At 71.4% G+C, this 6371-nt stretch carries 5 protein-coding genes and 1 pseudogene; 1 reads left to right on the top strand and 5 read right to left on the bottom strand.

Going from position 1 to position 6371, the window contains the following annotated elements; all coding sequences use genetic code 11:
• A pseudogene (locus CG747_RS30650) lies at window positions 1-853 on the bottom strand (hypothetical protein); the annotation flags it as partial.
• 350 nt (window positions 854-1203) lie between these two features.
• Between CG747_RS30650 and CG747_RS30645 the strand changes: the two are divergent.
• Window positions 1204-2244, top strand: a complete 1041-nt coding sequence (locus CG747_RS30645; protein WP_100605094.1) for a chitinase — start codon at window positions 1204-1206, stop codon at window positions 2242-2244.
• A gap of 85 nt (window positions 2245-2329) precedes the next feature.
• Here the strand turns inward: CG747_RS30645 and CG747_RS30640 are convergent, their stop codons facing one another.
• The 4 genes from CG747_RS30640 to CG747_RS30625 all read right to left on the bottom strand — a co-directional run bounded on the left by CG747_RS30640 (window position 2330) and on the right by CG747_RS30625 (window position 6347).
• On the bottom strand, window positions 2330-3211 hold the full coding sequence (locus tag CG747_RS30640; RefSeq protein WP_100605093.1) for a serine protease: 882 nt from the start codon (window positions 3209-3211) through the stop codon (window positions 2330-2332).
• 295 nt (window positions 3212-3506) lie between these two features.
• The gene (locus tag CG747_RS30635) at window positions 3507-5018 is read right to left on the bottom strand and encodes a GntP family permease (RefSeq protein ID WP_100605092.1); all 1512 of its coding nucleotides are present in this window, start codon (window positions 5016-5018) and stop codon (window positions 3507-3509) included.
• Between the two features lie 130 nt (window positions 5019-5148).
• Window positions 5149-5559, bottom strand: a complete 411-nt coding sequence (locus CG747_RS30630) for a RidA family protein (RefSeq protein ID WP_100605091.1) — start codon at window positions 5557-5559, stop codon at window positions 5149-5151.
• 20 nt (window positions 5560-5579) lie between these two features.
• The gene (locus CG747_RS30625) at window positions 5580-6347 is read right to left on the bottom strand and encodes an IclR family transcriptional regulator (protein ID WP_100605090.1); all 768 of its coding nucleotides are present in this window, start codon (window positions 6345-6347) and stop codon (window positions 5580-5582) included.
• Window positions 6348-6371: the final 24 nt, after the last annotated feature.

Below are 6371 nucleotides of genomic sequence, written 5' to 3'. Positions count from 1 at the left end.
GCCCGGCGGTGCCGCCGCCCGCCCGGTCCCGGGCCAGCGGTGCCGCGCAGAACGCGCAGCGGTCGCCGAGCACTTCCCGGCCGCACCAGCCGCACTCCTCGCGCCGGACGGACGCCACGAGGCGGCTGAGCAGCGCCGGATCGGGGATGGCGGCGGCGAACTCGATCAGCTTCTGGGTGCCCCACCAGCGGGCGGAGTCGGAGGGCAGCCGCGCCTCGTAGACGCCCTGCACCTGCCAGGCCGGGGCCAGGGCGGTGGTCACCCAGTCGGCGGTCAGCTGGCCGCGGGCGACCGCGAGTTGGGTGGCGAAGCCGGGCGGGCGGAGTCCGGCGTGGGTGCTATGCCGGTCGAGGTGGAGCAGTTGCGGCTGCGGGGTGGCGAGGACCGCGAAGTGCGCGCCGGGCAGCCAGGACTTCATGTGGGCGCGCAGGTCCACCTCGACCCGGTCCAGCCCGCTGACGCTGCCCAGCAGGGCGCCGGCGTGGACGTAGTGCGCCAGCAGCCGGGCGGCGCAGGCCAGCACGCCGGGGCTGAAGCCGCACACCGACAACTGGCGGAGCTGGCGGGCGAGTACGGCGACGCCGAGCGGCGGCAGGGCGCTGGGCAGGATCGCGATCCGGTCGCTCTCCAGGACGGCGCGCAGGGTGTGCAGCCGGCGGACGTGCTCCGGCGGGCAGGCGGCGGAGTACAGGACGACGAGGTGGCCGTGGTGCTCCAGGACCGCGCTGGTCTCCGCCAGGGCCTCGTCCAACGGCTGGAGGTGCGGGGCGCGGAGGACGACCGCGGCGGGCGTCCGCCGATCGGTCGCAGGCAGCGCGAGGTCCGGGCTGGTGACTGCAATGGCGGTCGGCACGTCGCTCCCCCACTCCTTCCGGCCTCCGGGGTACCCGGGACCGCGGATCGGCACAGCTCTGCGCCATCGGCGCCATACGCTCAGCACTTTATCCACAGAGATACGTCCCGGAGAACACGTTCTGGGCTACTCGTCTTGCCCGCCGGTCCACAGGGAAACCCCGCATACCGCCCAAGCGGCGACCATCGGAACACCCGCTTCCGACCGGACCCTTGACACCGTTTATTGGTCTGGACCACCTTGGACGGCAAGCCCAGGGGCCCCTGAGCGCACACGGCACCACTCCCCCAACCACCCCCCACACGGAGGCAGTCGTGGTTCGCGCACGCGGAAGAGCAGGTACGGCAGGGATGTTCGGCACCACACGGAAGAGGGGTACGACGAGGGCGGGACGCGCCCGCGGCCGGGTGCTGGCCGGGGTGACCGCCGCCGTCCTGGCCGCCGCCGGGCTGGTCGCCGCCGGCCCCGCCGCAGCGGTCGGGGCGTCCGGCCCGACGGCCCGCACCGCGGCCGTCCCCCGGCACGCCCTCACCGGCTACTGGCAGAACTTCAACAACGGTGCGACCGTGCAGAAGCTGAAGGACGTCGACGACGCCTACGACATCATCGCGGTGGCCTTCGCCGACACGACCGGGCAGCCGGGCGCCGTCACCTTCACCCTCGACCCGGCGGTCGGCTACGGGTCGGCGGCCGACTTCAAGGCGGACATCAAGGCCAAGCAGGCGGCCGGCAAGTCGGTGGTGCTCTCGGTCGGCGGCGAGAGGGGCGCGGTGTCGGTCAACGACGGCACGTCGGCACAGAACTTCGCCGACTCGATCAACGGCCTGATGGACGAGTACGGCTTCGACGGCGTCGACATCGACCTGGAGAACGGCCTCAACTCCACCTACATGACGCAGGCACTGAAGGCCGTCCACGCCAAGCACTCCGGCGTTGTGGTGACGATGGCCCCGCAGACCATCGACATGCTGTCGCCGCAGAACGAGTACTTCAAGACGGCACTGGGTATCAAGGACTTCCTGACCGTCGTCAACACGCAGTTCTACAACAGCGGTTCGATGAACGGCTGCGACGGCAAGGTCTACGCCCAGGGCTCGGTGGACTTCCTGACCGCGCTCGCCTGCACCCAGCTGGAAGGCGGGCTGGACCCGTCGCAGGTCGGCCTGGGCGTGCCGGCGTCGCCCAGCGCGGCGGGCGGCGGCTATGTGTCCCCGTCGGTGGTCAACGCGGCGCTGGACTGCCTGACCACCGGGAACAACTGCGGCTCGTTCAAGCCGTCCCGGACGTATCCGGGGCTGCGGGGCGCGATGACCTGGTCGACGAACTGGGACGCCTCCAACGGCGGCGCCTTCGCGAGCCAGGTGGGCGGCCACGTCCACGGGCTGCCGTAGCCGGCGCCCTCCCCTTGACGCCACCCCCCTAAAGGCCGGGTCCCGTGCACGCGGTGCACGGGACCCGGTTCCTGGCGGCTCGCGGTCAGCGGCGGATGCCGGACGGCTTGGGCAGGGTGCAGCCCGCGGCGTTCAGGTCGAGCTTGTTGCCGGTGCCGAAGCACTTGGGGATGGAGTAGGTCTCCTCGGCGTAGTTGATGCCCTTGTGGACGGTGACGTTGCCGTTCTCGTCCACCTCGCACGGGTTGTTCTCGGTGCAGCGCTCACCGTTCTCGTTGCCCGTGTTGTTGACGGCGGTGACCTTGCCGGTGGCGTTGTCGATCACCGGCGACCCGGAGGTGCCGCCGATCGTCTTGCACTCCGGGGTGTAGCGGACCGAGTCCTTCCAGGTCCAGCCGCCCTCCTTGAGGGTGGGCACGAAGCCGTCGATGCTGCAGGTGTAGGTCTTCTTCCAGTAGCCGGAGACGACCGTGATCCCGGCACCCTTGGCGGGGTGGTCGGTGGACAGCTCCAGCGGCTTGATGCCGTACTTCTGCTCGATCTGCGCGTACGTCGAGCCGGTCTCGTACAGCGTCACGTCGGTGTCGGTCATCGTCGCGTAGGTGACCTTGGTGGCCTGGATCGTGCCCAGGTCGCCGGCGGACTTGTCCAGGACGGTGAAGCTGCGGCTGGAGGGCTGGTCGACTATCACCTGGCCCGGGGAGGGCATGCCGCTCTCCAGGCAGTGGCCGTTGGTCATCACCAGCGCCGGGTCGTTCGGCTGCGAGGTGGGCATCTTGACGATCGAACCGGAGCAGTCGTCCAGCGCCACCGTGCCGGCGAAGTCGACGGCCTTGGTCTGCGGGGGCTTGGGCTTGTGGTGCGCGGCGGCACCGGCCGGGGCGGCGCCCGCCGGGGCGGCGGCGGTCACCAGCGCGGCGGCTCCCAGCACGGCGGTGGCCAGGGTGCCGACGAGAGGTCGATACATGTGGGGGGTCCTCTCAGCTCTGTGTCCGGAAGTCGCGGCGTCAGTTCCCTTCCGCCGCACCGGATTTGTCATGCGCATTGTTCGCTGACGTGGACCGCGCGGCAAGGAATTTCCGAAAATCGGTGACCGACCGGCGCCGCGCGCACGAGCGGACACCGGGATTCCCTACCCCGTAACGCCCTTTCGGCCACCTCGACTTCAGCCGGCACCCGCACCGCGGGCGCGATGCGGCGGTGCCCCGGAACACCCCGTCGTGTTCCGGGGCGCCGCCGTCGGCAGGGCGCGCCGCGCGTTCCTAGACGAGCAGGCTGACCAGCGCCGCCATCGCGAACCCGGCGAGCGAGAGCACCGATTCCAGGACCGTCCAGGACTTCAGCGTGTCGCGCTCGGAGATCCCGAAGTACTTGCCGACCATCCAGAATCCGCCGTCATTCACATGCGAGGCGAAGATCGAGCCGGCCGAGATCGCCATGATGACCAGTGCCAGGTGGGCCTGGGAGAGCCCCTGCGCCTCGACCAGCGGCAGCACGATCCCGGCGGTGGTCACGATCGCCACCGTCGCCGAGCCCTGGGCCACCCGCAGGACCAGCGAGAGCAGGTAGGCCAGCACGATCACCGGCAGGCCGACGTGGTGGAAGGTGTCCGACAGCGCGGTGGCCACCCCGCTGCCCTTGAGGACCGCGCCGAAGATCCCGCCCGCGCCGACGACCAGCAGGATGTTCCCGATCGGCTTGAGGGACGAAGTGGAGACCGCCTCAAGGGACTTGCGGGACCAGCCGCGCCGCACGCCCAGCAGGTAGTAGGCCAGCAGCAGGGCGAGGGTCAGGGCGACGAACGGGTGGCCGAAGAACTCCACGACCGAGCGGCCCGCGGAGGGGGCCAGCGCGACGGAGGAGAAGGTCGCCAGCAGGATCAGCACCAGCGGGGTGCCGATGATGGCCAGGACCGTGCCCAGCGCGACCGGCCGCTCCCGCGGCGCGCCGCCCCCGGGCCCTCCGGCGGGCTCCGGGCAGGAGGGGCCCCCGTGCGCCGCCTGCTCGGCGGCGACCGCGGCCCGGGCCTCCTCCGCGGCCTCCGCCATGTCCTGCGGGACGGGCACGAACAGCCGCTTGCCGATCCAGGCGGCGTACCCCCAGGCCGCCAGCACCGCGGGCACCCCGCACACCACGCCCATCAGGATGACCCAGCCCAGGTCGACCTTGAACAGGCCGGCCGCGGCCACCGGTCCGGGGTGCGGCGGCAGGAACGCGTGCGTCATCGACAGACCGGCCAGCAGCGGCATGGCGTACAGCACGATCGACTTGCCGCTCTTCTTGGCGGCGGCGTAGACGAGCGGCGCCAGGACGAAGATGCCGACGTCGAAGAAGACCGGGATGCCGAAGATCAGGCCGGTCAGGCCCATCGCCAGCGGGGCGCGCCGCTCGCCGAAGAGGGCCAGCAGCCGGGCGCTCAACACCTCGGCGCCGCCGGACACTTCGAGGATCGCGCCGAGCATCGTGCCCAGACCGATGATGATCGCGACGTGGCCGAGGATCCCGCCCATCCCCGTCTCGATCATGGAGACCGCGTCGGACTTCTGGACCGTGCCGAAGAGTTCGGTGACGGAGAGGCCGGCGGCCAGGCCGACCGCGATGGAGACGCCGAGCAGGGCGACGAAGGGCTGCAGCCGGACCTTCATGATCAGGAAGAGCAGCAGGGCGATGCCGAGGGCGGCGACGGTCAGGAGGCCGGGCGTGCCCGGTATCAGGGCCAGTAGTCCACCGGTGTGCGGTGGCGGCGGGGCGGGGTGCGCGGCGGCGAGGACCATGGGTGACTCCGTTGTCGGGCCGGGTGTGTCCAGGCAGGGGGGACCGCGGCACGGCACCCCGGTCGTACGGGGTGCCGTGCCGTGCGGCGAACGGCGGGCTAACGGCGGGCGGTGCAAGGGGGTTGGTGCCTCAGTTCAGGACGGCGAGCGCGTCGATCTCGATGAGCAGGCCCTTGGGGAGGCCGACGTAGACGGTGGTGCGGGCGGCCGCGGGAGCCGTCAGGCCCTGCTCCTCGAAGTAGGCGTTGTAGATCTCGTTCATCTCGGCGAAGTGGTCCACGTCCGTGAGGTAGACGCGCATCATCATCACGTCGTCCCAGGTCGCGCCGCCCTCTTCGAGGATCGCCCGGACGTTGGCGAAGGTCTGGAGGGTCTGCTCGCGCAGCGTCGGGCCGGCCGGCGTCGGGGGCCGGCCCGGGGCGGCGGGCAGGAAGCCGACCTGGCCGGCGACCTGGAGGATGTTGCCCTTCTTGACGCCGTGCGAGAACTTCGCGGGCGGGGTGGTGTGGGTGGCCGGGGTGAGGGCGATCTTCTCGCTCATGTGTGTCCTTCAGACGTGCTTCACGGGGCCGGCCGGAGGCCGGGGCTTGTGGTGCCGGAGTACTCCCGGCTGATGGCGTCGGCGGTGCGGCGCACCAGCGGGAGCAGGCTGAGGAGTTCCTCGGCGCTGACGACGACGTTCGGTGCGGAGACCGACATGGCGGCCGCCACCCGTCCGTCCGCGCCCCGGATGGGGGCGCCGACGCAGTTGATGGACTCCTCGTGGCCACCGAGGTCGGTGGCCCACCCCTGTTCGCGCACCTTGGCCAGCTCGGCCAGGAAGGCCGCGGCGTCGGACGTCGAACGGGACGTGTAGCGGGGGTAGTCGAGCTTGTCCGCGACGGCGCGGCGCTCGGCCTCGGGCAGGTCGGCCAGGAGCAGCTTGGCGACCGCGGCGACGGTGATCGCCACCGGCTTGCCGATCCGGGAGTACATCCGGACCGGATAGCGGCTGTCGACCTTGTCGATGTAGAGGACCTCGTTCTCCTCGTAGACGGCGAGGTGGACGGTGTGGCCGCACTTCTCGTTGAGTTCGACGAGGTGGGGGTGGGCGATCTCGCGGACGTCGAGGTTCTCGACGGCCTCCTGGGCGAGGGCGATGAGCCGGGCGCCGAGGCGGTAGCGCTGGTCGGGCTGGCGGTAGACGAGGCCGTGCTCGTGGAGGGTGCGCAGCAGCCGCAGCGCGGTGGACTTGTGCACGCCGAGCCGGTCGGCGACCTGTCCCAGGTCGGCGGGTCCCTCGGCGAGCAGCGGCAGGATGCTCAGCGCCCGGTCGACGGTCTGGCTCATGTCCGCACCCCGCTCCGCTCGGCC

Source organism: Streptomyces sp. CB02959, assembly GCF_002803155.1.
Lineage (GTDB): Bacteria > Actinomycetota > Actinomycetes > Streptomycetales > Streptomycetaceae > Streptomyces.
This window is presented reverse-complemented; position numbering and strand designations above follow the sequence as displayed.

Excerpts from the sequence above, each read along its gene's own strand:
- CG747_RS30630 (WP_100605091.1), bottom strand. The coding sequence starts at position 5,559 with ATGAGCGAGAAGATCGCCCTCACCCCGGCCACCCACACCACCCCGCCC.
- CG747_RS30635 (WP_100605092.1), bottom strand. The coding sequence starts at position 5,018 with ATGGTCCTCGCCGCCGCGCACCCCGCCCCGCCGCCACCGCACACCGGT.
- CG747_RS30645 (WP_100605094.1), top strand. The coding sequence starts at position 1,204 with ATGTTCGGCACCACACGGAAGAGGGGTACGACGAGGGCGGGACGCGCC.
- CG747_RS30625 (WP_100605090.1), bottom strand. The coding sequence starts at position 6,347 with ATGAGCCAGACCGTCGACCGGGCGCTGAGCATCCTGCCGCTGCTCGCC.
- CG747_RS30640 (WP_100605093.1), bottom strand. The coding sequence starts at position 3,211 with ATGTATCGACCTCTCGTCGGCACCCTGGCCACCGCCGTGCTGGGAGCC.